General features: G+C 69.6%; 27 protein-coding genes. 15 read left to right on the forward strand and 12 right to left on the reverse strand.

The genetic code is table 11. The features are described from left to right. Positions 1 to 31: 31 nt before the first annotated feature. Genes ACIBHY_RS24615 through ACIBHY_RS24625 form a run of 3 tightly spaced genes read right to left on the reverse strand, consistent with a single transcriptional unit; the run spans position 32 to position 1,573 of the window. Positions 32 to 613, reverse strand: a complete 582-nt coding sequence (locus tag ACIBHY_RS24615; RefSeq protein WP_397247978.1) for a hypothetical protein — start codon at positions 611 to 613, stop codon at positions 32 to 34. Next, positions 610 to 1,083 (reverse strand): GNAT family N-acetyltransferase, encoded by a 474-nt coding sequence (locus ACIBHY_RS24620; protein ID WP_397247980.1) that lies wholly within the window; start codon positions 1,081 to 1,083, stop codon positions 610 to 612. The genes ACIBHY_RS24615 and ACIBHY_RS24620 overlap by 4 nt, the downstream gene beginning before the upstream one ends. Continuing rightward, the gene (locus ACIBHY_RS24625; protein WP_397247982.1) at positions 1,073 to 1,573 is read right to left on the reverse strand and encodes a GNAT family N-acetyltransferase; all 501 of its coding nucleotides are present in this window, start codon (positions 1,571 to 1,573) and stop codon (positions 1,073 to 1,075) included. Before ACIBHY_RS24625 ends, ACIBHY_RS24620 begins: the two co-directional genes overlap by 11 nt. A gap of 17 nt (positions 1,574 to 1,590) precedes the next feature. On the opposite strand from ACIBHY_RS24625, the gene ACIBHY_RS24630 reads away from it, so the two are divergent. Continuing rightward, positions 1,591 to 2,097 carry an AAA family ATPase gene (locus ACIBHY_RS24630; RefSeq protein WP_397247984.1) on the forward strand — a complete coding sequence of 169 codons (507 nt, stop codon included), beginning with the start codon at positions 1,591 to 1,593 and terminating at the stop codon, positions 2,095 to 2,097. Here ACIBHY_RS24630 and ACIBHY_RS24635 read toward each other — a convergent pair. Beyond that, complete coding sequence (locus ACIBHY_RS24635) at positions 2,094 to 3,029, reverse strand: ornithine cyclodeaminase family protein (RefSeq protein ID WP_397307781.1); 936 nt, start codon at positions 3,027 to 3,029, stop codon at positions 2,094 to 2,096. The two genes, ACIBHY_RS24630 and ACIBHY_RS24635, sit on opposite strands and share 4 nt — an antisense overlap. A 5-nt stretch (positions 3,030 to 3,034) precedes the next feature. Further along, positions 3,035 to 3,544 (reverse strand): DinB family protein, encoded by a 510-nt coding sequence (locus ACIBHY_RS24640; RefSeq protein ID WP_397247988.1) that lies wholly within the window; start codon positions 3,542 to 3,544, stop codon positions 3,035 to 3,037. Between the two features lie 97 nt (positions 3,545 to 3,641). Between ACIBHY_RS24640 and ACIBHY_RS24645 the strand changes: the two genes are divergently transcribed. Together ACIBHY_RS24645 and ACIBHY_RS24650 are read left to right on the forward strand one after the other, a co-directional pair. Beyond that, positions 3,642 to 4,988: a TRAP transporter large permease subunit gene (locus tag ACIBHY_RS24645; RefSeq protein WP_397247990.1), complete on the forward strand. Its 1,347-nt coding sequence runs from the start codon at positions 3,642 to 3,644 to the stop codon at positions 4,986 to 4,988. Positions 4,989 to 5,001: 13 nt separating this feature from the next. Further along, entirely contained in the window at positions 5,002 to 5,244 is a 243-nt protein-coding gene (locus tag ACIBHY_RS24650; RefSeq protein ID WP_397307782.1) for a hypothetical protein, read from the forward strand. Here ACIBHY_RS24650 and ACIBHY_RS24655 read toward each other — a convergent pair. Further along, positions 5,241 to 5,924, reverse strand: coding sequence for a GntR family transcriptional regulator (locus ACIBHY_RS24655; RefSeq protein WP_397307783.1), 684 nt, complete (start codon positions 5,922 to 5,924; stop codon positions 5,241 to 5,243). The genes ACIBHY_RS24650 and ACIBHY_RS24655 overlap by 4 nt on opposite strands. Positions 5,925 to 6,012: 88 nt before the next feature. Here ACIBHY_RS24655 and ACIBHY_RS24660 point away from each other — a divergent pair, with 88 nt between their 5' ends. Genes ACIBHY_RS24660 through ACIBHY_RS24680 form a run of 5 tightly spaced genes read left to right on the forward strand, consistent with a single transcriptional unit; the run spans position 6,013 to position 10,255 of the window. Beyond that, the gene (locus ACIBHY_RS24660; protein WP_397247996.1) at positions 6,013 to 6,957 is read left to right on the forward strand and encodes a phosphoglycerate dehydrogenase; all 945 of its coding nucleotides are present in this window, start codon (positions 6,013 to 6,015) and stop codon (positions 6,955 to 6,957) included. A 1-nt stretch (position 6,958) separates the two neighbouring features. Continuing rightward, on the forward strand, positions 6,959 to 7,705 hold the full coding sequence (locus tag ACIBHY_RS24665) for a hydroxypyruvate isomerase family protein (RefSeq protein WP_397307784.1): 747 nt from the start codon (positions 6,959 to 6,961) through the stop codon (positions 7,703 to 7,705). Then, positions 7,702 to 8,331: a hypothetical protein gene (locus ACIBHY_RS24670; protein ID WP_397307785.1), complete on the forward strand. Its 630-nt coding sequence runs from the start codon at positions 7,702 to 7,704 to the stop codon at positions 8,329 to 8,331. Before ACIBHY_RS24665 ends, ACIBHY_RS24670 begins: the two co-directional genes overlap by 4 nt. Then, positions 8,328 to 9,584, forward strand: a complete 1,257-nt coding sequence (otnK, locus tag ACIBHY_RS24675) for a 3-oxo-tetronate kinase (protein WP_397307786.1) — start codon at positions 8,328 to 8,330, stop codon at positions 9,582 to 9,584. The genes ACIBHY_RS24670 and otnK overlap by 4 nt, the downstream gene beginning before the upstream one ends. Then, complete coding sequence (locus ACIBHY_RS24680) at positions 9,581 to 10,255, forward strand: extracellular solute-binding protein (protein WP_397307787.1); 675 nt, start codon at positions 9,581 to 9,583, stop codon at positions 10,253 to 10,255. The genes otnK and ACIBHY_RS24680 overlap by 4 nt, the downstream gene beginning before the upstream one ends. A gap of 42 nt (positions 10,256 to 10,297) precedes the next feature. Here the strand turns inward: ACIBHY_RS24680 and ACIBHY_RS24685 are convergent, their stop codons facing one another. Further along, the gene (locus ACIBHY_RS24685) at positions 10,298 to 13,825 is read right to left on the reverse strand and encodes a discoidin domain-containing protein (RefSeq protein WP_397307788.1); all 3,528 of its coding nucleotides are present in this window, start codon (positions 13,823 to 13,825) and stop codon (positions 10,298 to 10,300) included. Between the two features lie 398 nt (positions 13,826 to 14,223). On the opposite strand from ACIBHY_RS24685, the gene ACIBHY_RS24690 reads away from it, so the two are divergent. Next, positions 14,224 to 14,709 carry a hypothetical protein gene (locus ACIBHY_RS24690; protein ID WP_397248008.1) on the forward strand — a complete coding sequence of 162 codons (486 nt, stop codon included), beginning with the start codon at positions 14,224 to 14,226 and terminating at the stop codon, positions 14,707 to 14,709. 1 nt (position 14,710) lies between these two features. Here ACIBHY_RS24690 and ACIBHY_RS24695 read toward each other — a convergent pair whose 3' ends face one another. Continuing rightward, complete coding sequence (locus ACIBHY_RS24695) at positions 14,711 to 14,863, reverse strand: hypothetical protein (RefSeq protein WP_246508322.1); 153 nt, start codon at positions 14,861 to 14,863, stop codon at positions 14,711 to 14,713. A gap of 367 nt (positions 14,864 to 15,230) precedes the next feature. After that, positions 15,231 to 15,512, reverse strand: coding sequence for a hypothetical protein (locus ACIBHY_RS24700; RefSeq protein ID WP_397307789.1), 282 nt, complete (start codon positions 15,510 to 15,512; stop codon positions 15,231 to 15,233). Positions 15,513 to 15,577: 65 nt separating this feature from the next. Here ACIBHY_RS24700 and ACIBHY_RS24705 point away from each other — a divergent pair, with 65 nt between their 5' ends. The 3 genes from ACIBHY_RS24705 (at position 15,578) to ACIBHY_RS24715 (ending at position 17,866) form a co-directional block, all read left to right on the forward strand. Beyond that, positions 15,578 to 16,414, forward strand: coding sequence for an LLM class F420-dependent oxidoreductase (locus ACIBHY_RS24705; protein WP_397307790.1), 837 nt, complete (start codon positions 15,578 to 15,580; stop codon positions 16,412 to 16,414). A 59-nt stretch (positions 16,415 to 16,473) separates the two neighbouring features. Next, a complete protein-coding gene (locus ACIBHY_RS24710) occupies positions 16,474 to 17,268 on the forward strand; it encodes an SDR family NAD(P)-dependent oxidoreductase (protein ID WP_397248014.1) in 795 nt (264 codons plus the stop codon). Between the two features lie 73 nt (positions 17,269 to 17,341). Next, on the forward strand, positions 17,342 to 17,866 hold the full coding sequence (locus ACIBHY_RS24715; protein ID WP_397307791.1) for a hypothetical protein: 525 nt from the start codon (positions 17,342 to 17,344) through the stop codon (positions 17,864 to 17,866). On the opposite strand, the gene ACIBHY_RS24720 is transcribed toward ACIBHY_RS24715, so the two are convergent. Both ACIBHY_RS24720 and ACIBHY_RS24725 read right to left on the reverse strand, forming a co-directional pair. Continuing rightward, the gene (locus ACIBHY_RS24720; protein ID WP_397307792.1) at positions 17,861 to 20,671 is read right to left on the reverse strand and encodes a BTAD domain-containing putative transcriptional regulator; all 2,811 of its coding nucleotides are present in this window, start codon (positions 20,669 to 20,671) and stop codon (positions 17,861 to 17,863) included. The genes ACIBHY_RS24715 and ACIBHY_RS24720 overlap by 6 nt on opposite strands. 109 nt (positions 20,672 to 20,780) lie before the next feature. Further along, positions 20,781 to 21,239: a hypothetical protein gene (locus ACIBHY_RS24725; RefSeq protein WP_397307793.1), complete on the reverse strand. Its 459-nt coding sequence runs from the start codon at positions 21,237 to 21,239 to the stop codon at positions 20,781 to 20,783. A 172-nt stretch (positions 21,240 to 21,411) separates the two neighbouring features. On the opposite strand from ACIBHY_RS24725, the gene ACIBHY_RS24730 reads away from it, so the two are divergent. From ACIBHY_RS24730 to ACIBHY_RS24740, 3 genes are all read left to right on the forward strand, one after another. After that, the gene (locus ACIBHY_RS24730; RefSeq protein ID WP_397307794.1) at positions 21,412 to 21,672 is read left to right on the forward strand and encodes a hypothetical protein; all 261 of its coding nucleotides are present in this window, start codon (positions 21,412 to 21,414) and stop codon (positions 21,670 to 21,672) included. A gap of 199 nt (positions 21,673 to 21,871) precedes the next feature. After that, positions 21,872 to 22,759: an S-4TM family putative pore-forming effector gene (locus ACIBHY_RS24735; RefSeq protein WP_397307800.1), complete on the forward strand. Its 888-nt coding sequence runs from the start codon at positions 21,872 to 21,874 to the stop codon at positions 22,757 to 22,759. Further along, positions 22,756 to 26,367 carry a tetratricopeptide repeat protein gene (locus ACIBHY_RS24740; protein ID WP_397307795.1) on the forward strand — a complete coding sequence of 1,204 codons (3,612 nt, stop codon included), beginning with the start codon at positions 22,756 to 22,758 and terminating at the stop codon, positions 26,365 to 26,367. Before ACIBHY_RS24735 ends, ACIBHY_RS24740 begins: the two co-directional genes overlap by 4 nt. On the opposite strand, the gene ACIBHY_RS24745 is transcribed toward ACIBHY_RS24740, so the two are convergent. Beyond that, on the reverse strand, positions 26,364 to 26,527 hold a 164-nt coding region (locus ACIBHY_RS24745; protein ID WP_397307801.1), incomplete at its 5' end, for an integrase core domain-containing protein. The genes ACIBHY_RS24740 and ACIBHY_RS24745 overlap by 4 nt on opposite strands.

Raw genomic sequence — 26,527 nt, forward strand, 5'->3', positions numbered from 1 at the left:
GGAGACTAGAGCAAGCAGGCGACAGATTCCGCTAGATCAAGTAGGCGAGGCCGGTGTAGAGGACGATGCTGAACGCGACCAGGCCGAGAACGAAGGCGAACACCCAATCGGTGAAGCGCCAGCTCGCCCCGGAGAGCCGGGCGTAGACCTCAAGCCCGATCGGAATGACGACCACCTGGACCAGCGACACCACCAGCCCCAGGTGCAGCAGGGTTACTTCCCAAGAGGGCACGGACTTTCCCTGGGCGGCGGCCAGGGCCACGATTTCGCCGCGCCCCAGCCAAATCATGCAGGTGCCGTTGAAAATGATGAAACCCAGCGCGTCCACGGGTCCCAGGCCGGTCTTTTCTCTGCCGGCCGTCTTGTGGACGGGGCGGGACCATCTGACGACGGCCGCGGACCTGTTGGTCCAGGTGCGGCGCTTCCGCCGGGGAATGTAGGTGCGCGGGCTGAGCACCGCCCGGAAAAGGGAGAGGAGCCGGAACTTCTCCGGTATGCCAAACCTGACCCATTCTTCGCGGGCGACGGTCAGAATCGCCCGCGTCTCCAGAAGAAGCGCAAGAAGAAGGACAGGTACGACCTGCGCGACTAACGAGGCGTACTCCTTGGTCATCGCCCCAAGGTAGCGTGGCCCGCCTGGGCTTCCGCGACGGCCGGGCGGATCATCCACCGGTCGATGGGGTCCTCGGCGTAGGCGGTGAAGCCGTGGCGTTCGTACAGGCGCTGGGCCGGGCTGTCGCGCAGCACGATCAGCCGGAACACCTTCTCGTCCGTCAGCACCTTGTGGAGGATGGCGGTGCCCACGCCGCGTCCCTGTGTTGCAGGGGAGAGGTAGAAGTGCTCCAGCCAGACTCCGTCCTCAGCCGGTCGCAGGGCGATGCTGCCGGCGAAGGCGCCGTTCACCTCGACGATCGAGGTGTGCTCGGGGAGGAAGGCGTCCTTGAAGCGCTGTCTGACCCGGTTCGGGTCGAAGCGGCCGAGCCGTTCCAGGTCCGGGCGGAGCACGACGGCGCGGAGCTCGGCGATCGGGTCCCCGTCCGCCGGTACGGCAGGGCGTAGCGACCAGCCGTGCTCAGAGGTCAACGGAGAACTCCACCTGGATCAGCGGCCGGCCGTCGCCGAAGTCGTGGTCGCGTGTCGCGCCCGTCTCCGCGAAGCCGCTCTTGGTGTAGAAGCGGCGCGATCGCGGGGTGTCGCGCAGGGTCCACAGATGGGCGCGGGTGAAGCCGTCGTCCTTCAGCTGGGCGAGGGTGGCGGTCATCAGGGCGGGGGCGACGCCGGTGCCCCAGCCGTCGGGGTGGGCGTAGAAGCCGTGGACCTCGGCGATGCCGCTCACGGTCTGGGAGGGGCCGAACCAGGACAGCGCCAGCGGGCGGCCGTCGCCCTCGGCGATGGAGATCGTGTCCTTGAGCGGGGAGAGCCGGGCGTGCCAGCGGGTACGGCGGCTGCTCACCTGGTCGGCGGCGAAGGCCGGGTCGAAGAACGGCGCGTAGGCGACGGCCCAGGAGTCGGCATGGATCTCGCCGAGGACGTCCCCGTCTTCGATCGTCGCGTGTCTGATGGTGATGACCACTGTGCAACTCTAGCCAAATGCGGACAATTCTCATCATTGGCACCGTGGGTGCGGGCAAGACGTCGGCGGCCGAGGAGGTCGGCGAGCTGCTGGCGGCCGCCGGTACTCCGCACGGCGTCATCGATCTGGACGCGCTGTCGCGCGGGTGGCCGCCGCCCGCGGGGGACCGGTTCAACTTCGAGCTGACGGTGCGGAACCTGCGGAGCCTGGCGGCGAACTTCCGTGACACCGGCGCCGAGCGGCTGGTGCTCGCGGGGGTGGCCGAGAACGGCGAGCACCGCAGGAAGATCGCGGAGGCGGTGGGCGGCGAGCTCACGGTCTGCAGGTTGCGGGTCGACCTGGCCACCGTACGGGAACGGCTGGCCGGACGGCACGTGGACGACCCGGAAGGGCTCGGCTGGCACCTCAAGCGCTCCGTCGAACTCGACCGGATCCTGCGCGAAGCCCAGGTCGAGGACGTCGTCGTGGACGGCTCCGGCCCCGTGACCCAGGTGGCGAAAGAGATCCTGAGAACGATCGGCTAATCCCACAGCGGCAGGCGGGTGCCCGCGGCCCTCGCGACCGCCGCGCGATACAGGGCCTCCGCGGCGGCGACGTCCTGGATGGCGGTGCCCGTCGAGTCGAAGACGATGATCTCGTCGGCCGACAGCCGGCCGGGCCGGGCACCGGTGATCACTTCGCCGAGCTCGGCCCGGACCGGGGTGTCCGGGCGGTGGTGGAGTTCGCCCACCTCGGCGCACTGGTGGGTGACGTCGGTGACGAGGGCGGCCCCGGCCAGCAGATCGGCGTGGAGCTCGCGTTTGGCCGGAGCGTCGGAGCCGATCGCGGCCACGAGACTGCCGGGCCGTACGTCGGCCAGGGAGAGATACGGCGTGGTCGACGGCGTCAGGGTGACGACCACGTCGGCGGCGCGGGCGGCGGCGCCGGGGGAGGGCGCGGCGGTGAGGTCGTGCGCGGCGGCTAAGCGCGCGGTCTTGTCCGGGTCGCGGCCCCACACGAGCACGCGGGAGATGTCGCGGACGGCGCGGATGGCCGCGACGTGGCTGGCGGCCTGCGCGCCGGTGCCGAGCACGGCGAGCGTGGCGGCGTCGGGGCGGGCCAGGTGCCGTACGGCCACCGCCGTGGCGGCGGCCGTACGCAGCCGGGTGACGGTGGCCGATTCGAGGAGGAGGACGGGCTGCCCGGTGCCGCCGTCGAACAGCGCGATGACGCCGACGATGCTGGGCTGCCCCAGCGTGGCGGGCCGGTCGTAGAAGCAGGCGCCGATCTTCACGCCCACGACGCCGCCGTGACCACTGGCCTTGATGTGGAACTCGCCCGGCGGGCTGTCCAGGTGGGCCAGCCGGCTGGGCAGGGTCCGGCCGAGGGCGTAGTCGGCGAAGGCGTTCTGCACGAGGTCGATGTAGTCGGCGGGCGCGAGCAGGCGTTCGACCTCCGACTGGGTGAGCATCAGCATGGCTGTCAGGCCCCCACGGTTCCGTCGACCGCTTCGCGCAGGAAGTCGGCGTGCCCGTTGTGCCGGGCGTACTCGTGGATCAGGTGGAGCATCACCATGCGCAACGACACCTCGGCCTCCCAGCGGGCGTTGTAGGCGGTCAGGTCCAGGGAGGCGGCCGCGCGTTCGATCCGGCGGGCGTGCTCGACCTCCGCCTCCCAGGCGCCGAAGGCCTCCTCGCGGGTTGCGCCGGTGGCGTCGTAGGCGGTCTGGAAGTCCCACAACGTCGCCGACCACACCATCGGCAGCTCCTCGCCGTCGACCACCCGGCGGAACCAGTGCCGCTCCACCTCGGCCATGTGCCGCACCAGCGCCATCAGCGACAGCGTGGACGGCGGCATGGACCTGCTGCGCAACTGCTCGTCGGACAGGTCGTCGCACTTCATGGCCAGGGTGGCGCGGTGAAAGTCCAGATAGGACCGGAGCATCTCGCGCTCGTCGGCGATCAGCGGAGGTCCCACACGCTCGGTCGTCATCCGGAGAGGCTACCGAGGCCTTGACGCTGCGTGCCAAGCCGGGGAGACTCCATCACATGTCGCTATAGTATTTTATTTCGAGGAGCACCCCCATTCCATGAGCGCCATCCTCGCGCTGGCCGCGTTCATCGCCGTCATCGTCATCTGGAACCTCGCCTTCAAGCGCAACATCGCCGAGTCCATGTTCGTCGGCTTCCTGGCCTGCACCGCCTTCGCCGGCCTGGGCGCACCCGCGCTCGCCTGGGAGAGCCTGATCGAGGGCATGAAGTCCGAGGTCACGTACGCCGCCCTGACCTTCGTCTTCGTCAGCGAACTGCTGACCAGGATCGGCCTGATCGGCCGGCTGATCGACATCCTGAGCTCGCTGCTCGGCCGGCGCCGCGGCGGCGCGCTCTACGCGGCCACGGTCGGCTCTGGCGCGTTCGGCGCCGTGGCGCACAACGGCGCGGCCATCGCCGCCACCATCGGCTCCATCGCGATCCCGTGGATGAAGCGCTCGAAGACCAGCGGCGACACCGCCGCCCTGGTCATCTCCGGCAACGCGGGCGTCGGCGCCGTCTTCCCCTTCAGCGGCGCGTTCTTCCTGCTGCTCGCCGCCCCGACGGTCGCGCCGGTGCTGAACGCCGACCAGATGATCGTGCCGATGTTCGTGGTCGCCGCGTGGACCGTGGTGATGCGGCTGGGCATCGCGTACGTGATCGTCCGGCGGCGCGGCGTCGACCGCATGGACCCGGGCGACGTGCACCCGCTCGCCGCGACCCTGCGCGCCGGCTGGCCCTCGATGCTGGTGCTGGCGGCGGTCGCGCTGCCGATCCTGGCCACCGCCGGCGCGGGCGCGCAGTGGGTCGTCGACCGGATCGGCGAGGACGCGGCCGACACGATCCCCGTGCTCTTCTGGCTGCCCATCTTCATGCTGGTCGTCGGGATGATCGTGGGCCATCGGAGGCTGCCGCGCCGTACCGGCGAATGGTGGGCGATGCTCGGCGAGATCAGCCCCAAGTTCGCCGTCGTGGGGCTGACCATGGTCTCGGCCTTCGCCGCGTCCGCCGCCCTGTCGACGCTCGGCCTGGGCGAGCAGCTCGCGCCGCTCATCCAGCGGATGCAGGGCGTGCCGGCGCCGGTCGTGGTCGTGGTCGTCGGCCTGGTCGTCCTGCTGGTGTCCGGGCCGCTGAGCACGACGGCCACGATCGCGGCGGTGGGCTCGGTCGGGTTCCTGGCGCTGACCGGCGCGGGTATCGAGCCGCACCTCGCCTACGCTGCGCTCATCGTTTGGGCCAGCGCGGAAGGCTGCTCCCCGCCCGGCGCGGCCCCGCTCTACGTCGCCGCCGGGATCGCCGGCAGCGACCCGGTGAAGATCTTCAGGCCGGTCATCGGCTACTACCTGGTCCCGTCGTTCGTGGCCGGGGTCGTGGTCGCGCTGAGCCTGCTGTGGATCCCGTTCTAAAGGAGGATGTCCCATGTACGCGCTGCTGCTCACCGTCTTCAGGCTGCTGCTGATCACCTTCGTGCTCGGCGGCGTGGCCGTGACGTTCTTCCAGGTGGCGGGCATCCTGATCGCCAGTCCGGGCCTGACGTCGTTCTTCGGCGGCGACTTCGCCGACTGGACCTGCGTCGTGGCCGCGCTGGCGGGGATCGTCTCGTTCCTGCAGCTCTACACGAAGGGCGCGAAGGACGCGAAGGACGCCGAGGAACTGGTCTAGCCGGCCGCCGCGACGGGCCGCTGCTTCCTGCGCCGGTTGGCATTCTGCAGATGTTCGCGCATCCGGATCGAGGCGATCTCGGGGTTGCCCTCCGCCAGGGCCTCGTAGATCGCGCGGTGCTCCCTGGCCGCGTGCTCGGCACCGGTGTTGCCGAGCCGCGAGAAGAGGCGGAAGCGCTGCACCTGGCCGTTGAGCGAGCGGTAGGCGGTCTCCAGGAACGGGTTGTCGCACTGCTGGGCGATCAGGCCGTGGAAGCGGTCGTCGGCCGCCCAGTAGGAGCGGAAGGAGCTCGACTCGGTGTCGGCCAGGCCCACCGAGCGGTCGAGCTCCTCGACCGCCTCCAGCAGTTCCTCCAGGAACTCCGGCGTGGTGCGCCGGCAGGTCTCGTAGGCCAGCGCCGGCTCCAGGACCAGCCGGGCGTCCATCAGCTTGCCGATCTCCCTGTCGGTGAACATCGGCGCGACCCGGTAGCCCTTGAGCGCCTCGCGGACCACCAGGCCGGTGTGCTCCAGCCGGGCGAGTGCCTCGCGCAGCGGGGTCTGGCTGACGTCGAGTTCGCGCGAGAGGGCGCCGATGTTCAGGGGGGAGCCGGGAGCCCGCTTTCCGGTCATGAACTGGTCGAGCAGCACCTCGTACATCTGGTCGGCCAGGGGCTGCTTCTTCTTGCGGGCCTCGGACATCACGTTCCTCTCGTCGAGCCGATTATCCCAGGCGATCGGCTCCAGGATTTATCGCTATAGTATAGTTTTGAAGGAAAGGATCTCCCTCATGCGTGTGCTCGTGACCACGGCCTGGCTCCAGCCCGGCGATCATGTCGACCGGCTGCTCCAGGAGGAGGGCCTCGAGGTCGTCCACAAGCGCTCCGGCCGGCTCGTCGACCTCGTGCGGGAGGTGGACGGCGTGGTCGCCGGCACGGACGCCTTCACCGCCGAGGTCCTCGCCGCCGCGCCGAAGCTCAAGGTCATCGCACGCACCGGCGCCGGCTACGACAACATCGACACCCAGGCGGCCACCGAGCGCGGCATCGCCGTATGCCCGACTCCGGGCGTCAATCGGCGCGCGGTCGCCGAGCACACCCTCGCCCTGATGCTCAACTGCGCCCGGCTGCTGCCCCAGAACATCCTGTCGGTCAGGAGCGGCGGCTGGGAGCAGCCGAGCGGCCGCGAGCTGGCGGGGGCGACGCTGGGCATCGTGGGTCTCGGCGCCATCGGCAAGTCGGTGGCCGAGCTGGGCAGCCTGCTCGGCATGGACGTGCTCGCCTACGACCCCGACCTCGACCGCGACTTCGCCGCCCGCACCGGCGTGCGCGCCGTTCCGCTGGACGAGCTGCTGCGCCGGTCCGACTTCGTCAGCCTCCACATCTTCCTCGACGCCTCCACCCGCCACCTGATCGACGCCGCCGCGCTGGCCACGATGAAGCCCACCGCGTACCTGATCAACACCGCCCGCGGCGGCGTGATCGACGAGGACGCGCTGGCCGACGCCCTCGAACGCGGCGAGCTGGCGGGCGCCGCGCTCGACGTGGTCGAGGTCGAGCCGCTGCCCGCCGCCAGCCGCCTGCGCGCGCACGACAACGTGATCGTCACCGCCCACGTCGGCGCCGCCACCGCCGAGTCCCGCGCCCGCTCCGGCCGGATGGCCGCGCAGGCGGTCATCGACGTCCTGAACGGCCGCGCCCCCGCCTTCACCGTCAACCCCCCGAAGGTGTCCTGACATGCGCTTCGACGCGAACCTGAAGTGGTTGTTCACCGAGCTGCCGTTCGAGTCGCGCTTCGACGCCGCGGCCGCGGCCGGCTTCGAGGGCGTCGAATACCCCGATCCCTACGACCACGACCCCGCCGCCCTCGCCCGCCTCCTGCGCGAAGCCGGGCTCGAACAGGTGCTCATCAACACGCCGCAGGGCGCCGACGCCTGCCGCGCCGCCGGCTTCCGCGAGGGCTTCGACCGGGCGATGGAGTACGCGCTCGCGCTCGGCGCCGGCCTCGTCCACGTCCGCGCCGGCACCCGGCCCGAGGACGTCAGCCGCGAGCGCGCCGAGGCCCGCCTGGTCGCCAACCTCGCCTGGGCCGCCGGCCGGTCGCGCGGCAGCGGCGTACGCCTGGTGCTGGAGGCCCAGAACCATCGCGACAGCCCCGGCCGCGTCCTGCGCACCCAGGCGCAGGCCGCCGCCGTGGCCGAGGCGCTCGACGCCGACCACGTGGGCGTGCTGTTCGACCTCTACCATGCCCAGGTCGACGAGGGCGATCTGATCACCAGGGTGCGCGAGCTGGCGCCGCACACCTTCCACTACCAGGTCGCCGACCCGCCCGGCCGGCACGAGCCCGGCACCGGCGAGATCGGCTGGCGCGCGGTCTTCGCCGCCATCCGCGAGAGCGGCTACCGAGGCTGGATCGGCTGCGAATACCAGCCCCGAGGCCGCACCCTCGACGGCCTCGGCTGGATCGAGGAGCTGGCCGGATGACCCGCATCGCGCTCATCAGCGCCACCCCCGCCGCGATCGCCCCCGCCGTCGCGGGCCTGGCCGACGCGTTCCCCGAGGCCGAGCCCTGGAACCTGCTCGACGACAAGCTCCTCGCCGACGCCCGCGCGGGCGGGCCGAGCGCGCGCATGTCCGCCCTCATCGGCTACGCGGTCGACGCGGGCGCGCACGGAGTGCTGCTGACCTGCTCCCTGTACGGCGAAGCCGCCCGATCGGGCGATCGAGGGATCCCCGTCCTGGCCCCCGACGACGCCGCGTTCACCAAGGTGGCCGAGTCCGGATACCGGCGCGTCCTGACGGTGGCCAGCCTGGAGGAAGCGCTGGCCGACTCGGTCGCCCGCCTGACCGGGGCGGCGCCGGGCGTGGCCGTGGACGGCGTGGTCAGCCCGGCCGCCTTCCAGGTCACCGACGGGCGGGCGCTGGCCCGAGCGCTCCACGACACCTGCGCCCCTTACACGGCCGGGGTGGAGGCGGTGGTGCTGGCCCAGTACTCGCTGGCCCCGGCCGCGGCCGAGCTGGCCGGGTCGCTCGGCCTCCCGGTGGTCTCCGGCCCGCACACCGCCGCCGCCGCGCTCCGGCGCGCCGTCCTGGAAGGCGAGCGGCCATGATCGGCGCCATCGCCGACGACGTCACCGGCGCCACCGACGTCGCGGTCGCGCTGCACCGGCACGGCCTGCGCACCCTGCTCTTCTTCGACACCCCCGCCGCCGCGACCGACCTGCCCCCGCACGACGCCGTCGTCATCGCGCTGAAGACGCGGACGGCGCCCCGCGCGCAGGCCGTCGAGCGGTCGCTCGACGCCCTGGACTGGCTGCGCGCCCACGGCGTCGGCCAGGTCTACTTCAAGTACTGCTCCACCTTCGACTCCACCCCGGACGGCAACATCGGCCCGGTACTCGACGCCCTGGCCGACGCCCTCGACGCGCCGCTGGTCGCGATGACCCCGAGCTCGCCCGAGCACGGCCGGACGCAGTACCTCGGCCACCTGTTCGTGGGCGAGAGGCTCCTGTCGGAGTCGCACATGCGCGACCACCCGCTCACGCCGATGACCGACTCCTACCTGCCGCGCGTCCTGGAAGCCCAGTCCGCGCACCGGGCCGGGGTGGTCCCGCTGGAGACGGTGCGCGGGGGACCGGCGGGCATCGGCAGGCGGCTGGCCCACCTGCGGCGCGAGGGCGTCCGGTACGCCCTGGTGGACGCGGTCGAGGACGGTGACCTGACCGCGGCCGGGCAGGTGCTGGGCGGCCTGCGCCTGGTCGCGGGCGCGGCGGGGCTCGCCGCCGGACTCGCTCGGGCCCACGAGGTCGGCAAGATCCACGAGGCCGTGGGGGACTCGCCCGCGCGCGTGCCGGCGGGGCGCGCGGCCGTACTGGCGGGGAGTTGTTCCGCGCGCACGCTCGAACAGGTCCGCGCGGTGATCGAGCACGGACGGCCCGCCCACCGCCTGGACGCCCTCGCCGAGCCTGACCCCGAGGCGCTCGCCGCGAACGCCCTGGCCTGGTACGACGCCCAGCGGCCCGAAGACGGCGCCCCGCTGATCTACTCCAGCCTGCCCCCGGCCGGGCTGCACGAGGTTCAGCGCGCGCTGGGCCGTGAGCGGTCGGCCGAGCTGCTGGAGTCCGCGCTGGGCGAGATCGCCCGCGGCCTGGTCGAGCGCGGTGTCACCCGACTGGTCGCGGCCGGTGGCGAGACCTCGGGCGCGGTCGTCCGCGCGCTCGGCGTCACCGGCGGCGTGATCGGGCCCGAAGCGGCCCGGGGCGTCCCCTGGATCTTCACCCCGTCGCTCACCCTTCTGCTCAAGTCGGGCAACTTCGGCGAGCCCGGCCTGCTGCTCGACGCCTCACGATCGGAGACCCCATGAAGCTGTTCAGCACCTTGGCCGTGAAGAAGGCCTTCGACGACGTGCTCCTCGCGGAGTTCACCGGCAGGACCGGCATCGCGGTCGACGGCGTCTACGACCCGACCACGCAGCTGATGGCCCGCATCCGGGCAGGTGAGCGCCCCGACGTGATGATCGCCGTCACCTCCGCCTTCGACGAGCTGAACGGCGCCGCCGTCCTCGACCTGTCCACGAAGACGGCGATCGCGAAGACCGGCGTGGGCCTGGCGGTGCCGCCCGGCGCGCGGCTCCCGGACGTCACCACGCTCGACGCCTTCAAACGGGCCCTGCTCGACGCTCGCAGCGTGGCCTACTCGCGCACCGGCGCGAGCGGCATCTACTTCGCCCGCCTGATCGAGGAGCTCGGCATCGCCGAGGAGGTCAACGCCCGCGCCACCGTGATCGACAAGGGCTTCATCGCCCACGCCGTGGTGGATGGCCGCGCCGACATGGCGATCCAGCAGCTCAGCGAGCTGCGCTTCGTCCCGGACGCCCGGATCGCCGGGCCGTTCCCGGCCGAGGTGCAGCACTACAGCGAGTTCTCCGCCGTGGCCGCCACGGCGGCCGACGGCGAGGCCGCCGCCTTCCTCGCCTTCCTCACCTCCGACGAGGCCCGGCGAGCCTACGGGCAGGCCGGCCTGGAACTGCCCTGACCGATATCCACGGGGTGCGGGCGCACGCCCGCACCCCCTCGCTCAGTTCACGTCGATGGTGAACGTCGAGGTCGTGTTGCGGATGTCGGTGTGGTTGCCGCTGAAGCGCAGCCCGTTGAACGTCACCGAGCCCACCGCCGGACCCTGGCCGGGCTCCGGCAGTTCGTTCGCCCACAGGCCGAAGCCCGACTTGGCGTCGAAGGCGTCACCGGACTTGCGCGCGCCGCTGATCGAGATGTCGGTGAGGACCGTGTCGGTGATCGGGTTCACCGGCCGGCCGCCCAGATACTGCGTCTGGAACATGATCCCCGAGTACGTCGGATCCACGATGTCCACGTCGCTGATCCTGATGCCCTGGAACACCTTCGACGCGGAGGACAACCAGATCGCCGGGAACGTCTGCTGTCCCCAGAAATGCCCGCCCGCCCGGACGATCGAGATGTTCTCGAACCGGGTCGGCGTGGGGCCGAAGCCCCGCATCTGGATGCCGAAGTCCAGCGAGCTGACCGTGATGCCGGAGTAGACGAGCGTGTCGGCGATGTAGATGTTCCTGAACACGTTGTTCTGCCCGCCGTACACGGCCACGCCGGCCGCCCGCCAGGTCAGGGTCGAGGTCAGGTTCTCGTAGACGTTGCCCGTCTGGTCGGCGTCGTTGATGTCGATCGCGGCGAACAGCGCGAAGCTGTCGTCGCCGGTGCCGCGTGCCTCCACGTTCCTGACCGTGTTGTCCGAGCTGCCGTTGGTCAGGTTGATCGCGTCGGCGAACGTGTCACGCACCCGCGAGTTCGTCACGGTCAGGTTGCGCATGTTGGTGCCCCAGAGCATGCACATCTGGTGCTCGACCCACACGTTGTCGATGGTGACGTTCGCGACGCCGTTGAGGTCCCAGACCTTGCCGGGGCCGTCGTTGCGGATCACGTAGTTGCCGAACGAGGCGAACCCGCTGAACGACGAGCCGCCGGCCGAGCTCTGCACGTCGAACCCGACGTTCGTGTTCTCCTGCCCGGAGGGCGACAGGAACCGGGTGAACCACGGGCCCGCGCCGGTGACCTTCACGGCCTTGCCGTACACCTGGAACTTCTGCGCGGTCGGGTAGTCGCCGGCGGGCAGGTAGACGCCCACGAGCGCGGGGTCCTGGCGGGCGCGGTCGAGCGCGTTCTGCACGTCCTGGTGCGTGAATCCAGCCGGTACGGCATAGCGTGCCGGATCCGGGTTGCCCTGCGGCGCGGCCTGCTCCAGGTTGATGAAGTCGATCGCGAACGTGCCGCCGTTGGCCGCGTCCTTCTGCAGCTTGATCTTGCTGCCTTGCGGCACGGTGGTGCCGAGCGTCATGTTGGCCTCGTCGTAGATGTGGCGGGGCGGGCCGGCGCCGGGCGAGTTGCCCGGATTGGCCTCGTCGCCGTAGAGCCAGGCGTACTTCGAGGTCAGGTTGATGGCCTTGAGGAAGATCCCGTTGACGTAGACGTTCAGCGTCGAGGTGGTGCCGTCGGGGATGGAGTAGCGGGTGACCAGCGTGTTCGCCGCGGCCCTGGTGGTGAACTCGACCGAGGCGCCGGTGGAGTTCAGCAGGACCGCGCGCCGTCCCGAGGCCTCGCCGGCCGGGTCGCCGATGGTGCGGTTCGGGCCCACGAGCTGCGCGCCGCCGCCGGGCACGCCGTCCTCCGCCTCGTACATGCCGTAGGGCAGGTTGGCGCCCCTGCCCACGAACAGGGTCTGCGTGGTGGTGTTGTTGGCCCGCTTGACCGGCAGCTCGTTGGCGTCGTCCGCGATGACGGTCTTGACGGTGTACTTGCCGTTGGCCGCGGTCCAGGTGCCGAGCGTGATCGGCGGGGCGGTGGCGTCGGCGTTGATGACGCCGGAGTGGGAGCCGGTCAGCGTGCGGATGACGGTGCCGGACTCGTTGGCGACGGTCAGCGTGACCCCGTGCGCGCCGCCGGCGGAGGCGAGGTTGCCCTGGTTCTTGATCGCGACGGAGAACGTAACCGTGTCACCGGCCGCCGGGTTGCCCGGCGTCCAGCCGACAGGCGCGGCGAGCAGGTCGGAACTGTCCACGGGCCGGACGGTCAGCGGGTTCGGGTGGTTGTAGGTGTTGTTGCCCTCGTTCTGCTCGATGACGGCGTTGCCCTCGTCGACCTTCGCCGACAGCGGGTACGAGCCGGCCGGGCGGGTGCCGATGCCGGCCGACACCGTGGCCGAGGCCCCGGCGGCGAGCGCGGCCACGTTCGCGGTGCCCGCCTTGGTGGTGCCGAGGTACAGGTTGACGTCCGTGGCGCCGGACGGCTCGGTGCCGACGTTCCTGACGGTGGCCGACAGGGTGACGGCGTCGCTTTCCACCGGGTTCGCGGGGGAGGCGGACATGCCGGTGACGGTCAGGTCGGGGTTCGGCGCCGGGGTGCCGATCACCTGGAGCTCGGCCACCTGGCCGTTCGGCGCCCCCGTGTTGGCGCTGAACGACAGCCGCACGCCGGCCAGGCGCGCGTTCAGGGGGATCGTCACCGTGTTGCCGGAGGCCGGGTTGAAGGTGTAGGCGGCGCTCGCCTTCCTGACGGTGTAGCCCGAGGCGCTCTGGTCGCGGCCGAGTACCTGGAGGGTCTGTGTCCGGGTGGCCCAGGCGGCGTCGGGGTTGAGCTTGAGCACGAGGGAGGAGACGTCGGCGTTGGCGCCGAGCTCGACGGTGAGCGTGTTCGGGTACCCGCCGCCGCCTTCCCAGTAGGTGGCGAGGTTGCCGTCGTTGGCGTTGGCCGGGACATAGACCCAGGTGGAGCCGCTGGCGGTGATCGGCTTGTTCAGGGCGAGGTTGGTGCCGCCGCCATCGCCCGACCTGGTCACCGTGTCGCTCTCGGGGGAGCGGTTGCCTGCCGCGTCCTTGGCTTTCACGTAGTAGGAGACGGTGGCGGTGGGCGGCTGGCTATCCGTATACGTCAGGATGTTTCCGCCGACTGTGGCCCTGAGGGCGTTGTTCGCGTAGATCTCATACCCCGTCACCCCGACGTTGTCGGTGGAGGCCTGCCAGGTCAGCCTGATCTGGCCGCTCGCCGGCTCGGTGAAGGCCAGGTTGCCCGGGGCCGCCGGCGGTTGAGTGTCGGGGCCGGTGGCCGGGCCGTACACCTCGAGCTCCGAGATCTGACCCGCCGGCCAGCCGGTGTTCGCCGTGATCGACAGGCGCACGTAGCGGGTGCTGACCGCGGTGACGTCGATGGTCGCCGTGGGGCTGAACGTGTGGGTCGCCTGGGCGCCGATGGTGGTGAAGGTCGTCCCGTCGGTGCTGCCCTGCACGGTCATCGTCTGGGTACGGCTCGGCCAGCCGGCGGGCAGCTTGAGCACCAGCCGATCGACTGTGACGGCGGAGCCCAGGTCGACCTGGACCCATTGGGGGAGGGCGTTGTTGGCCGACTCCCAGTACGTGGCCTGGTCGCCGTCGGTGGCTCTGGAGGCGGGGTAGACGTCGGTGAAGCTGCCGGCCGAAGCGGGCTTGCCGAGGGCGAGGTTGGGGCCTGCCTGGGCTTGGGCAGGGTGGGGCGTCAGAACGAAGGATAAGGCGAGTGCGAGTAACGCGAGCATGCGTCTCATGGGCGGGCCCTTCGTGACGGAGGTGGCCAAACCATAAGATGACGAACAAATGACTGCAATATTTCGACTGGATTGCGCAAATTCTCGACAAGCCTGCGGGAGCGTTCCAGAGGCCGTTGGGCTGGCAGGACGAGCCGGGAAATCCCTCGACCCGCGCGCAAGGGCTTACGTCACACCCCCGCAAGCCCACGCAAGCCCATGACGTGGATTTGCGCCCGGTCTCGCACACCCCGCGCCTGTGTGCCCCCATCGGTCAGGGGTGCGTGCCGTCGCGGGGTGGGGCTTGAAACCCGGATCGTCGGCATCTCGGCGCGTCGGGATGTGCAGGGCTGGATGGGTGCGAGGTGGGGTATGGGCTGCTTGTGCTTTATGTCTTTGGGTTTGAACAGACCGGTGTCGTGCTGAGCGACCTCTACTTCATCGACCCGAAACCAGCCAAAGGCCAGGAAGGTCCCGAGCATGGCGTCCGGCTGGAGGTCAGAGAGCTCGAGCGGGGCGCGCTCAAAGGGACGATCTACTCGGCCCAGCCCATCGCCGTAGGCCGGCCTATCTGGCGGGTGGACCTGCTGGAGTCGGTGGAAGGTACGCCGGGCAGCTTCGACAGGACCCACCACCATCCGGAGTTCACCGGATGGGATCCGAGCTCACGCGTCTTCGACCGGGCGCTCACCGCCGACCCCTTGGGTTGGCTGAACGACCGGCTCACCGAGGCCGCCGGGCCGCTGGCCGTGCTCGACGAGGCGGATCGGGGCGCGCTTCGCCGGGCCGTACCGGAAATCGTGGAGGCGGCGGGGCGGTTGCTCGACGGCGTGCGCGCAGGCACGCTTGGCACCGCCCCCTCCTCTGGCGCGCCCCTGACGGACGCGCGGGCCGGTTGGCTGTAGCTCAGAGCTTGACGAGCTTGGCGTACGGCACCGTGATGCGAAGGGTCTCCGTGCCGAAATCAACGACAACGGCGACATCCTTCTCCACCCGGATGACCGAGCCCAGCCCGTATTTGTCATGGCTGACCAGGTCCTGCACCTCGAAGTCGGGCATCGGAGGCGCAGGGGCCTGAGGAACGTTGAAGGGACTTCCTGGCAGGGGACGCCGGACCGCGGCTGTTCTGGGTTTCATTACGGTAAGTATGAGCCCATTTGACACGCGGCGGGGGTTTTCTGGATATCAATCCGTACTCGGCGGCGCTCGCCGGCCCGTTTCCCTCGGCCAGCACCCGGCTGCGGCCACAAAAGATCTACGTGACCGGCCAGGTCAGACACACTTTCCACCGGCCGCCGCCGCGTCCGTCCGCAGATCAACGGTGCGTGGATGCTGGAGGAGCAGGCTCCCACGGGCGGTACGAACACGAGCTTACGGCAGACAGGCATCCACCACTCCGGCCTCATGCGAAAGGCGCGGGGCATTTCTATGCGGTACGCCGCCGGTGGAGCAGGGCCTCGACCATCGAGGTGAGCAGGAATCCCATCGCGACCAGGGCCAGGCCGTGCTCGACCCACTGGGCGGCCGGCCCCCACTTCAGCGACTCGGCCAGCAAGCTCTGCGGCACCCCGGTGGCCAGGCCGATCACGTGGGTGAGGACCACCCAGCCCGCGACGACGCCCATCGCCCACACGGCCCATGGGGGGTATCGGTCGACGGACAGGGAGTTGCCGAGTCGGATCGCCGCCAGAGCGCGATTAAGGGCCATATGATCCACTATGGCACTTCCCGGTTTGACCTGACGCCGGTGTCAACGTTCTAGCGTTCCGGACCATGAAGTTCGGCATCAGCTACAGCACGCCCTACTACGGCGTCGACCCCCAGAAGATCGTGGCCTTCGCCCAGCTCGCGGAGGAATGCGGCTTCGAGTCGATCTACCTGCCCGAGCACATCGTCCTGTATCCGGGGGCCAAGGTGGGGACGTTCGAGATACCACCGGCGCTGCCGTACCTGGACCCGCTCGACTGTCTGTCCTTCATCGCCGCCACCGAGCGCATCCTGCTCGGGACCGGGGTACTGCTGCTGCCGTACCACCACCCGGTGATCCTCGCCAAGCGCCTGGCCACGGTCGACGTACTGTCCGGAGGCCGCATGCGCCTGCTCACCGTCGGCCTCGGCGCGCTGCCGGGCGAGGCCGAGGCGATCGGCGTCGACTTCGCCACCCGCGGCCGCCGCGCCGACGAAGCCATCGACGTCCTGCGCCTGTTGTGGGCAGGCGGCGAAGAGGGCGTCAGCCACTCCGGCGAGTTCTTCACCTTCACCGACCTGGTCAGCTTCCCCAAACCCCACCAGGCCACCCACCTGCCCATCCACGTGGGCGGCTCCAGCCGCCCCGCCGCCCGCCGCGCCGGCCGCCTCGGCAACGGCTACTTCCCCGGCGGCCGCCCGGATCCCGCGCAGTGGGACCTGGTCCGAGCCACCGCCGCCGAGTCCGGCCGCGACCCCGACACCCTGGAATACACCAGGACCGCCACCATCGACCTGTCTCCGGAACGGCTCGCGGACCTGACCGCCGAAGGCGTCACCCGAGTAGTCGTCAGCACTTCGGCCACCTCGCTCGACCAGCAACGCAAGGAACTAACCGACTTCTCCCACCGCTTCGGCCTCTAAGAGCACCGACGTGGAATCCCAGGCCAGGGCAAGGCGGGTCGGCGGGTAGGTTATGGATCATGCTCATTGATCTCACGGACAGAACGGCCCTGGTCACCGGCTCCACTCAGGGCATCGGGGCGGCGATCGCGGCGGGCCTGGCGCGGGCCGGTGCCCGGGTCGGGGTCAACGGCCGGAGCAGGGAGTCGACCGCGGCGGCGGCGTCCCGGTTGAGCAGTGAGGTGCCGGGCGCCCAGGTCGTCGCGGTCGCGGCGGATCTGGCGACCGAGGAGGGCACCGCGGCAGCCGTGGAAGCCCTGCCGGACGTCGACATCCTCGTCAACAACCTGGGGATCTTCGAGTCGCGCCCCGCCCTGGAGATCGACGATGCCGAGTGGCGCCGCTACTTCGAGGTCAACGTCCTGGCCGGTGTACGGCTGACGCGCGCGTACCTGCCGGGCATGATGGAGCGCTCGTTCGGCCGGGTGCAGTTCATCGCCAGCGACTCCGCCGTCGCGATCCCCGCCGAGATGATCCACTACGGGATGAGCAAGACCGCGCTCCTGGCGATCTCCCGCGGCTTCGCCAAGGCAGCGGCGGGAACCGGCGTCACGGTCAACTCCGTGATCGCCGGCCCCACCCACACCGGCGGCGTCGAGGACTTCGTCTACCAGCTCGTCGACCGCGACCTGCCCTGGGACGAGGCACAGCGCGCCTTCATGCGCGAGCACCGCCCGCAGTCGCTCCTGCAACGCCTCATCGAGCCGGAGGAGATCGCCAACATGATCGTCTACCTCAGCTCGGCGCAGGCCTCGGCGACCACCGGCGGCGCCCTCCGCGTCGACGGCGGCTACGTCGACGCGATTCTCCCCTGACGAGGAAGCCCGCTCGCTGGATACGTTCGCCCCCATGGGCGAAAGAACAAGATCACTGAGTACGGCACTCGCGATGGCGCTCGACGTAGCCGACCCCGGGACCGCCTACCGGGTGTGCGGCACGAGCGCCGCACTCCTTCAAGGCGTCCCCCTCCCCGCCAGAGACATCGACATCTTGCTCGCCGATCGGGAGGACCTGGACAGGTTCGCCGCGGCACTCGCCGCCTTCCCCTGCCTGTACGAAGCCTCGTGGCTCCCCGGAACCTCGCAGTACTTCACCAGGTTCGACGTGAACGGCGTCGACGTCGAACTCAGCACGGTCGAGCGGCCGGCCGATTCGGACGCCCTGGAATGCGTGGGCAGCGGGCCATGGGAGCACCACGTCCTGATCACGTGCGGCTCTCACCAGGTGCCCGTCGTCCGCCTGGAACTCCGGCTGGCCACCGAACTTCTGCGCGACCGGCCCGACCGATACGACCCTCTCCTGGACCACCTGATTACGGACGGGTTCGACGCCGATCTGCTGGAACGCGCGATGGACGCCCACGCCATCCCCGCGCACCACCGGCGGCTCGTCCACGCCCGCCTGCGGCTATGACACCAGCAGCAGTCGCACGTCCTCGGCCTCCGGCACGTCGAGCCGGTCGAAGATCTTCAGCGCCTCGGTCAGACAGGCCCGCGCCCGCCCCGGCTGCCCCCGTTCACCAAGCGCCCGGCCGAGCACGGTGAGGGCCATCCCCTGCCCCCACTCGTCGCCCGTGTTCGTCAGCACCGCCAGCGCGTCCTCCGCATGGTCGATCGCGCGCTCGGAGCTACCGACCAGGAGGTAGGTCTCGGCCATCCGAAACAGCGTCGCCCCCTCCCACTCCCGTTTCTTCAGCTTGCGATTTTCGATCAGCGCCGCCTCCAGCTCGGCCAGCGCCTGCTCAGGATGTCCCGCTTCGCGCAGGACCACGCCCAGCTGGTACGCGGCCGCCGCGTCCTTCCTGCCGTCGCCCACCTCCAGCATGATCTTCTCGGCCTCCCTGGCGGCGTCGAGCGCCTCGCCCATCCGGCCCAGATCAGCCAGGGTGCGCGCGAGGTTCCCGAGCGCGACCGACACGTTGGACACGTCGCCGAGCGAGCGCCACACCTCGGCGGCCTGCCGGTACCAGCCCGCCGCCCCCTCCATTTCCCGCCGGCCCATCGCACTGCGGGCCAGCAGGTTGAGCGCGTCGGCGTACGTGTCCAGATCGCCGTGCTCCAGGCTGAGGTCGCGCGCGGCCAGGCCGTCTTCCATGGCCGCGTCGAGTTTGCGCCTGTTCACCCGGGTGATCCCGCGCACGCAGCGCGCCTGCGCCTCCAGAGCCCCGTCCGCGCGGTCCGCCGCCGCGGCGATCAGCAGGTCGCCCAGCCGCTCATAGCGGGCGGTGTCGGACTCGAAGCCGATCACGTCGGTGGTCAGGTCGAGCAGGATGATGGCCTGGCCCAGTTCGTCGCCGGGGGTGCGCGCGATCTGTTCGAGGCAGCTGAGCAGGCCTTGCTCCTCCTCATCCGCCCAGTCGACGACGGCGGCTTCGTCGGCGAAGCGCAAGCCGGCCGAGCGCGTGACGACCTTGTCCGGGCGCAGGTCGCCCAAGAACGTCAACCGGAGCGCCGCGGCCGCCGTGGCCAGGTAGAAGTCCAGCATCCTGGCGAGCGCGGCCCGCCGTACCCCTGAATCGTCAGGGCGTGATCGGGCGTAGATCTTGAGCAGGTCGTGGAAACGGTAGCGGCCGGGAGAGGGCGACTCCAGCATGCTCAGGTTGACCAGCGCCTCGCACACCTCCTCCGCGTCCGGCTCCGGCAGGTCGAGTAGCGCCGCCGCGACCGGCAGCGACAACATCGCGGCATCCGGTACGGCCAGCAGCCGGAACGCCCGCGCATGCACCGCGTCGAGCTGGTCGTACCCCAGCGAGAACGTCGCCTCGATCGCCAGATCGCCCGCCCTCAGCTCGGCCATCCTGCGCCGCTCGTCCGACAGCCGGTCGCGCATCGTGGCCACGCTCCAGCTCCGCCGCGCGGCCAGCCGTGCGGCGGCGATCCTGATCGCCAGCGGCAGGAACCCGCAGGCCGCGACCAGGTCCATGGCGGCCCCGCGTTCGGCGGAGACCCGCTCCTCCCCGACGATCGTGGTGAACATCAGCAGCGCCTCGGCCGGCCCCAGGACCTCGAGGTCCACCTGCCGCGCCCCGGACAGTCCGGTCAGCCGGGCCCTGCTCGTGACGATCACCCCGCACCCCGCCGAGCCGGGCATCAGCGGCCGTACCTGACCGGCGCCGGACGCGTTGTCGAGCACCACGAGCACCCTCCGGTCGGCGAGCGCGGTTCGGTACTCCGCCGCTCGCTCGGCCAGGTCCTCCGGCGGCTCCTCGTACCCGAGCGCGCGCAGGAACCCGCCGAGCACCACCCCGGGCTCGACCGGCCGCGCGCTCGACCCGCGCAGGTCGACGAACAGCTGCCCGTCAGGATAGTGACCGGCCAGCCGATGGGCCGCGTGCACGGCCAGCGTCGTCTTGCCCACCCCGCCCGCCCCGGACACGGCCGAGATGACCAGGGCCGACGCCTCGCCGGAACCCAGCGCGGCCACCATGCCCTCCACCTCGCGCTGACGGCCGGTGAAGTCGGCCGCGTCGGACGGCAGCTGCCGGGGCACCTGCCGCGGCGGGACACGTTCGGACGGTCGGCCGAGCGCCACGTCCGCGCTGATGATCCGCTGGTACAGCTCCGCGAGCTCCGGGGAGGGGGCCACGCCCAGCTCCCGGTCCAGCAGCTCGCGGGTGTCGGTGTAGACGCCGATCGCCTCGGCCTGCCGGCCCGCGAGGTAGAGGGCCAGCATCAGCAGCGCGCGCATCCGCTCATTGGTCGGGTGGTCGGCGCACAGCGCGGTGAGCTCGGGGACGACGTCCGCATGCCTGCCGTTTCCGAGATCGGCGTCCAGGCGGCACTCGAGCGCGGCCAGCCGCCGCTCGTTCAGGCGCGTGCGCTGGGCCTCGGCGAAGAAACCGTCCAGGCCGGCCAGCGGCTCTCCCTGCCAGAGGGCGAGCGCCTCGGAGTAGCGCTGCTCGCCGTACAGACGCTCAAATCGGACGACGTCGCGCTCACCGCCGAGCAGGACATAACCATGACCGACGGACGACAACACCTCCGCGCCGAGCACCCCGCGCAGGCGCGAGATGTAGGTCCGCAGCGTGCTGAGCGCGGTGCGCGGCTGCTCGTCACCCCAGATCGCGTCGATGAGCAGGTCCGGGCCGGTCGCCCTGCCCTCGGCGAGCAGCAGTACGGCCAGCACCATCCGTTGCTGCGGCGAGCCGAGCTTCAGTTCCGTGTCACCGCGCCAGGCGCGCAACGGGCCGAGCAGCGAGAACCGCAGGTCGTCCGCCATCGTCGTCCTCCTAACCGCGGGGGTCTGCCGCTTCTGCGCCTCCCTCGGTGAAGTCGCTGCCTCGATCGGCTGACGGAGGGTGTTCTGGGTGCCCGCAATCGTAGAGGATCTACTTCTCGACGATCGTCCACCCTTGGCTCTGAGCTTTGAGCAACTCCCGGATGAGGCTACGGGCGTTGGAGTCCCGTTCGGCGATCACCCGCAACGTGCCGGCGGCCCGCCCAACCCGCTCGACAATCGCCGCGATGACATCAACCGATTCTCCCTCAGCACCGATGAACGTCTCGAAGCCAGGTTCCGGCTGAAAACATCCCCACCAGTCGAGCATTACGCAAAGAGCGGTCTGCCTTGCCGGCCCGGGATGCTCGGCGATGATTCCCAGGAGGACGTCGGTGCCTGCGACGGCGGCTGGATAGAGCGTCCCGGCGTGGTCGTTCCCGATCACTGATCGAATATGAGTGCCTTGCTCCCTATCTCCGCGCAGGGCGGCGAAGGCCTCCGGAACGGCTTCAGGCCGGTACCACTCCGGCCCGGGGATCGCCGCCCAATCCACAGCCTGTGGGTTCATGGGGGGGGGAGCGTACGCCCGCCATGACTACGCTGCCCCCTGTGCGTGCAAATGGTTGGCGTTGACAGATGGGATGATCAGGTTCCACGACTGGAGTGCCCCCGCAGGAGGCGTTAGTTTGAAGCCGCACAGATCAAATGCTCGACGTGGTCACGGCGAAGGCGCGAACGGTATGGCGGTTCGCCCGAAGGCCTGGAGCAAGGAGTCGCGCGGTGCCCTGCTCAAGTTGACTGCCTGCTTCGCGGCGCTTCTCCTGGGGGAGTTCGTCGTTGACTACTTCACCGACGGGTCCGAAAAGATCACGGCGACTTATCTCACCGTGCGTCTTCTCGCGTTCGGCTTCTTCTGGTTGGCCGGGGCGGTGTTGATATGGCGATGGGGCTATATCCGCGCCCTCAGACGGCAGAACGCCCCGAACGTAGTCAAGGAATAGGGCGCGAGCCGTTCTCGTAGACGGCCAACGTCCTGAGCGTGCCGTGCGTGTACCGCTCCTCGTGCCGTCGCGACTTTCTGGGCGAAGGTTGCCCGGCGAAGGTGCACTCCGAATGGAAGGAACAGCGGGTATCGCAGGACCGCCGGCCGTGTGACACTCAGTGAGTCGACCGGCATGCGCGGGAGGGGCATTGAAAGGCGTGCACCCAATCTCCGATCGGCAGGACGGCATTGCGGCAATGCGCCTCCTCAAGGCCATCGCCGTTACTCACGTCTACAACCAGCGCGCACAGGCTCTGAGCGTCGGTGTCTCGATCGCTGTGGCTGTCGCAGGTCTGCTGACCGGGCTGGGTTCTGAGTACGGCGCCGCAGTCGCTCTCATCGGCGCTCTCTGGGCCGCCGTTTACAAGGCGGTGATGGCACCCCGGGCCGAGCGGTATCTGCGGATCGCCGCAACGCTTCAGGAAATGTTTGACGCTGACCTGCTCGGATTGCCGTGGAACCACGTCGCGGTCGGGGAGCGCGTCGGCGACGACGAAGTGAGCCGACTCAGCCGACGCTTTCGCGGCGACGAGCGCCGGCTGCGGGGCTACTACCTTGTTGCGAGCGCAGCACCGCCGTACGACGTCCTCTTCTGCCTGGACCAGAACCTGGCTTGGGGTTCACGCATCCGGCTCCGCTTCGCCCAGATGATGCTCGGCGTGCTGGGACTGTGGTCGATAGCGGGCGTCGTATTCACGTTCGCCACTGGCGCGACAGTGAGCAGGCTGGTCACGGGATGGTTTGTGCCCTCGCTCGGTCTGCTGCTCTTATGCCTTGAGATGTACCGCACGCAGATGGCGAGCACCGGGGAACGGCTACGCGTACTGGGATTGGTGCGTGCGGTCATTGACGATCCGTCGTCACCGGTGATCGCCACACCCGCCGCGCTGACGCTCTTCGTCCGCCAGGTGCAGGACACGCTGTATCACATGCGACGGCTCCAGCCACGTCTGCCGACGTGGTTCTTTCAGCGCTATCACGACCAGGACAAGGTCGATTTCCAGGTCAGAATGCAACTGCTGGAAGCGCGGTTTCCCCGCCCATGAACGCCTTGGAGCAGTTGACCCGTGTGTTCGACGACCCGGTGGTCGCGTCGGAGATCATCGAGTCGCTGTTCGGCGACGAGGTCGAGATCGATGCCAGGAGTGTCGCGCCTCTCGCGCGCGGCTACACCGGGGCTCGGTTGGCGAAGGTGATGCTGGCCAATCGAAGCGGGAATCCTAAACCTCGCTGGTGCGTGATCAAGTTCTGCCCGGCGGTGCCGGCGAGCCATCGGCGCGAAGGCGAACCACACAGGCAAGCTCTGAACGAATCGCCGCGGGCGTTCCGCGAGCAGCACCTCACCGAGATCGTCTTTCCGGCCATTCGATGTACCGGGGGCATCTTGGTGATCGGTCAGTCGATGGTTGACGGCGATCCGCTGGGGACGGTGGAGATCAGTCAGCTCGCGGGCGCCTGCGAGGTGGTTTGGAAGGAAATCCTTGAGAACTGGGCCGGTTGTGATTACGGCAGCGGCCACTCGACAGTGGCAGAGCTACTGCAGTGCGAATTGGGCAGTAGCTACGAACCAGGCGGGTGGTTACGCGGCTGGGCAGAAAAGCACAACCTTCTCGCGCCCGCTTACCTGCAACTTCCGGACGAGGAAGCGGCGCTTCCGAACCCGTGGCGGCTTTTCGCCGAGGACTCGCCGGTGGCCCAGGCGCCGATCCACTATCTGGTGGGCCGAACGCACGGTGACCTGCACGGGGACAACGTTCTCGTACCGGTGCGCAACGGGATCGTCTGTCCAACCGCCTTTCGGCTGATCGACCTGGCCACCTACGACTCGCGAGGACCACTGAGCCGGGATCTTGCCACCCTGCTGCTCTCGCTCTGCTCCCGCGAGATCGGGGCCTCCTCCGAGCACAGCCAGAACGTGTTCCTCGCCTACCTGGAGCGCGGCCATCGAGATGAACGCCTCGACGGCGGCATGCCGGGTGACGTGCGGAGCGTCATCGACTCGCTCCGTGAGCCGGCGCTCGGGTTCGTGCACCGGAACAGTTGGGACCCGGCGCTCTGGCAACGGCAACTGAAGGTGTCTCTCCTCGCGCAGGCCATGCTGCACAGTGCCTACACGTCCGGTACGCCGGCTGCTGCCCGGTGGTGCTCGCGGCTGGCGGGTCGGCTCACCCGGTGCCTGCTCGGGCCGGCGGACTTTGGGGCGGGCCCGACGATGCCCTTCGACGCTGGGAAGATCGTTGAGACCAGTCGCATGACAGCGACACGGACGATGGGCCGGTCGGCACGGAGCGGGTCGCTTTTCGTCGACCGGACAGGGCAACGCAGCCGCCTTCGCGCGGCCCTGGAGGATCAGGTCACTTCCGTCATTGTGGTCACTGGCCCGCCTGGCATCGGCAAGACGGCGTTGGTACGCGAGGTGCTCGCCGACCTGGGCTACGACGATCTGGATGTGGATACCTCGCCGGTGAGCTGGCAGGAGGCCACACCGCACGAGGAAGTCGGCGTACCAACCTTGATCGAGGCCATTGAGCCGCCCGGGTCGGGACAGGTGGCCGGCCCGTCCGCGCTGGCACGCCTGGAGATCGCCCTGGATGGTCTCGAGCAGGCCGGTGGCATCCGACCGATAATCGTGCTGGACTCGGCGGAGAACCTCCTCAAGGAGGGGCACCTCCTGCGCGACCCACAGCTCGATCTGGCGCTGGACGTCGTGCAGAGCCGGCCGTACCCCCTGGTCAAAGTCGTTCTCCTGACGCAGCACCCGCCCGAGGCGACGACGGGTGTGGTATGGGTGGGAAGCGCGTGCCGGATCAGTCTCGAAGGACTGGAGCCGCCGTCTTTGGGCGAATATTTCGCCCAGCTCGATCCAGACAAGCGGTACGGCCTCGCAGATCTGGAAGGAGTCGATCTACGGCGGCTTCATGGCCTCCTGGCGGGGAATCCCCGGCGCGCCGAACTCCTCCATGCGTGTCTCAGCAGCGAGCCGCCCGCGCTACAGGCCCATGAGGTAGGACCATGGCTGTCCACCATGCAGGCGAGCGAGGTGCATCAGCGTCTGGTGCGCTTGTTCGTCGACCACCTGCCCGTCGAACAGCAGCGGGTGGCGGAGGCGGTCGCGGCGCTCGGCGTGCCGGTTCACCGTGACACCATCATCAATGTCCTCAAGCCGTACGTGTCGGCGACCCAGGTCGAGCCGGCCCTGCGCGCGCTCGTCGCGGCCCGCCTTGTCCTTGAGCGCAGGGACGGCCGCAAACATCTGCGAAAGGCCGAAACGGAGGCGATCCTCGGGCGTCTGGGCCCGGGGGATCGGTGTGTTGAAGAGGGTGAGCCGCCAACCCGGTTCGACCTTCTGCTCCAAGCGGCCAGGGTGCTGGCAACCATGCAGAAGGACGACGAGGACGTGCACGGCATCGCTGACCTGGACATGCACTTCGCGCGCATCGACGTCTGGCTGCGGGCCGGGATGTACGGCGTGGCGCACGACTTGATCCACTCCATGGACCACCTGGTTTACCTCTGGGGTAGCGGCGCCGAGCTGCGCACCCAACGGGAAGCCATCCGAGGTCGGCTCCATGACGACCGGGAGGGCGAGATGATGAACCTCGCAGCTCTTGGTGACATCTACTCCTACAGCGGCGACTGTCCCTCAGCCCTGACGTCCTACAAGGACGCGCTCTCCATCGCTCAAGAGGAACAGGATCGCGAGGCGATACGCCGGTGCCACCTAGGCATGGGCTCCATGTTCTGGGAACACGACGATCTCGCGAAGGCCGAGGAGCATTACGGCTGGGCGTACGCGTTGGCGGGCGAGGACGAGGACGACGGCGGCGATCGGGCCGCCGCGCTGATCGGCCTGGCTGACTGCCGGCAGAGGCGTGGCGACTATCGACGCGCTGTCAGGAATGCTCTGGAAGCCTTCAGCGCCGTGCGTGAAACCGAACCTGGGCTGGCGTCGAGCGCCACACTGCGCCTTGCTCGCTGGTACGCCGAGCTGAACCAGATCCCGGACGCGCAGCAGATGCTGAACGAATGCGCGAATCTCATCCTGGCCCACCCTGATCCCACGGCCCAGGCGGAACTGCTCAACTCGACAGCCGACCTTCATTTGTACCGGGATCTGCACAGCGAGGCGCGAGCGACGGCGCAGCAGGCCGTCGATGTCGCGCGCGACCACCGGGATCCGATCAACCTGCGGCGGTCGCTCACCACGCTGGCCCTCGCCCACGTGCATCTGGATGCTCTTCCAGAGGCCCGAAAGGCGATCGAAGAGGCGGCTCGCTACCGAGTGGCCGGCCGGGAAACCGCGGAACTGGCGCTGCGGGGCATCGTCGCATACCGTTGCAACCTTCCAGGCACTGCAAGGGACCTCTTTCAGCAGCTCCATGAGGAGACGGGCAAACGCACCGGGGCGGACGAGAATGATCTCGTAGCCTGGGACTTCACCGGGATCGCCCTGTGCTACTCGGTCCTTCTCGGCGCCGCGGAAACAACGACGGCGCTGGAAGCGTTCCGCCGCGCACGGCCTGAGCGGGCCGAGCCGACCCCGGGTCTGGACGTCCGTTTGAGGTTCATGGTGAAGGCGATGGCCCACGGCACTTCCGATCTGGAACCTGTGCTGAGCGGGCTGGCATGCATCCGGCCGGGCGCTACCGTCTAGGTGTTCTGTCCTGAGAGGTTAGGCACGCGGCTGGCGGGTGGTTGGCCGTTGAGTGCGGTGTGTCTGCGGTGGTGATTGTAGGTGTGGAGCCAGGGATCGAGTGCCTGACGGCGTTCGGTCTCTGACCGGTAGGGGCGGGCGTAGGCCCATTCCTCCAGCA

This window comes from Nonomuraea sp. NPDC050547 (assembly GCF_044457345.1).
Taxonomy (GTDB): domain Bacteria; phylum Actinomycetota; class Actinomycetes; order Streptosporangiales; family Streptosporangiaceae; genus Nonomuraea.